General features: G+C 38.9%; 2 protein-coding genes and 1 pseudogene. 2 read left to right on the forward strand and 1 reads right to left on the reverse strand.

Annotated features, from left to right (window positions below; all coding sequences use genetic code 11):
* Window positions 1-109: 109 nt before the first annotated feature.
* Complete coding sequence (locus BGO84_RS03710) at window positions 110-235, reverse strand: hypothetical protein (RefSeq protein WP_255498816.1); 126 nt, start codon at window positions 233-235, stop codon at window positions 110-112.
* Window positions 236-561: 326 nt separating this feature from the next.
* On the opposite strand from BGO84_RS03710, the gene BGO84_RS03715 reads away from it, so the two are divergent.
* Window positions 562-2373 (forward strand): reverse transcriptase domain-containing protein, encoded by a 1812-nt coding sequence (locus BGO84_RS03715; RefSeq protein WP_291027765.1) that lies wholly within the window; start codon window positions 562-564, stop codon window positions 2371-2373.
* Window positions 2360-2470, forward strand: a pseudogene (locus BGO84_RS03720) (conjugal transfer protein TraI); the annotation flags it as partial. The gene BGO84_RS03715 and the pseudogene BGO84_RS03720, both read left to right, overlap by 14 nt.

The following is a 2470-nucleotide window of genomic DNA, read 5'->3' on the forward strand; positions in this document are numbered from 1 at the left end:
TTTGGCAAGGATTAGGCAAGTGTTCTTTGAAAATGACCTATCATCACCGGCTCATCTGTTCAACGAAAGACGACAGGGAGTGTAGCACGCTCGGAAAAGCCTAAGTCAGTTAGTTACCAAACTGCGACTGAATGGTAGATGAAATGGCAGATATGAGGATAAAATCCGAATTGATTGAATGATAATCCAAGCGGCTCTTGTAGAAGCTTTGACGTAAGGTAACTATACTCGTCATATCATGATACTCTTTTTGCAGTCGTAGAGTAGGAAGAGCGAGAACTTATCATGACGCAACTATAATATATAGTAAAGGGTGGAAGTCATATCCGACAATCTGTCGTGCCAATGTTATTGATACTATAAACTGGGATTACCTAAACCGGAAAGCCATTTGTAAGGCTATGGGAATAGTCCCTGAATATCCGGCATGGTAACGGAGCTTCCGTAGTAGTCCGAGCAGGTTAATGACCTGTACACGTGTATGGAAAATATTCAATACACAATGGCGAAGGGGGGCAGCCAATATTTTTAATACAATTAACGGAAAATGTGAGAGACATTATGAGAAGTCCAGAAAAAGTATTAAACAGTCTAATGGGACATAGCAAAGACTTGAATTACAAGTATGAGCGTTTGTACCGTATTCTTTTTAATGAGGAAATGTACTATGTTGCTTACCAACGCATTTATGCAAAACAAGGCAACATGACAGCTGGTTCCGACGGTGAAACCATCGATGGAATGAGCCTCGCCCGCATTGAAAAACTGATTGCTTCATTGAAAGATGAAACATATCAGCCAAATCCATCAAGGAGAACGTATATCCCAAAGAAAAATGGGAAAATGCGTCCACTTGGTATTCCTGCAATAAATGATAAACTGTTGCAAGAAGTAGTAAGAATGATATTGGAAGCTATTTATGAGGGACAATTTGAAAACTGTTCTCATGGTTTCCGACCAAAACGAAGCTGCCATACTGCAATTAAACAAATCGGAGTAACTTTCTGTGGGGTAAAGTGGTATGTCGAAGGCGACATCAAGGGTTTCTTTGACAACATCAATCATGATGTTATGATTAGTATCCTTAGAGAACGCATAATCGATGACCGTTTTATCAGGCTAATAAGAAAGTTTCTAAATGCAGGATATATTGAGGATTGGGTATTTAATAAAACTTACAGTGGAACACCGCAGGGAGGTATCATTAGTCCGATACTGGCTAATATCTACCTTGACAGGTTGGATAAATACATGGCTGAATATGTCGCAAGGTTTGAAAAAGGGCTCCGAAAAAAGAAGAATACAGAGTACAGGCATTATCAACGTAAGAAAGGTCGAGCTACAAAAGAGTTGAAATCTGTAGAGACGCAAACCGAGAGGGAGGCAATAATTGAGCGTGTCAGAAAGTATGACAAATTAATGTTGCAAACCGAACCGAATGATGAAATGGACAGTGAATACAGGAGATTGAGATACATAAGATACGCAGATGATTTTCTGTGTGGTATAATCGGAAGTAAGGAAGATGCTCAAGTTATCAAAGAGGATATTAAGAAATTCCTATCTGAAAAACTGAAACTTGAGTTATCTGATGAGAAAACGCTTATAACTCATTCGGAAACGCCAGCAAATTTTCTTGGTTTTCATATCCGTAATCGCAAATCTGCCCATATCAAAAGAGATAGTATTGGACGGCTGAAACGGTGTTACAGTAAGACCGTAGAGATAAAAATTCCAGTGGACGCAATTAAGAAGAAATTACTTGCCTATGATGTTGTGCAAATAAAGAAACACAATGGAAAGGAAGTATGGAAACCCAAAGCAAGACCTGAATTTAATCACAATGACGACCTTGAAATCCTTGAAAGGTATAATTCTGAAATTCGCGGGCTGTATAATTATTTTGGAATTGCCAAGAATTGTTCCAAACAAATGTCAAACTTCGGGTACATTATGGAATACAGTATGTACAAGACCTTTGCTGCCAAGTATCGCACGAAAGTGAAGAAGCTATGCAAAAAATATATGCATAACGGCGTTTTTTGTGTGAAGTATAAAACGAAAGTAGGAAAGGAAAAAGAAATGTGTTTTTACAATAAAGGTTTCAAACGACAAAATCCATTTTTGGATAAGAACGTCGACAATATGCCAAACATAATGATACATACCAGCACTACCAGCCTTATAGACAGGCTAAAAGCTGAAAAATGTGAGTTATGCGGAGCTAAGGACAAGCTGGAAATGCACCATGTACGTAAACTCAAAAATCTTCAAGGTAAAGAAGAATGGGAGAAACACATGATTGCAAGACAGCGAAAAACAATAGCTGTATGTGGTACTTGTCATAAGAAAATCCATTATGGAACGATTTAGACTGAATATATTGGTGGAGAGCCGTATACGCGGGAACGTGTACGTACGGTTCGGAGGCGAGCATTGGAAAACCGACCATAGCAATATGGCGCGGCGT

Origin of the sequence: Dysgonomonas sp. 37-18 (genome assembly GCF_001899125.1) — a bacterium.
GTDB lineage: Bacteria > Bacteroidota > Bacteroidia > Bacteroidales > Dysgonomonadaceae > Dysgonomonas.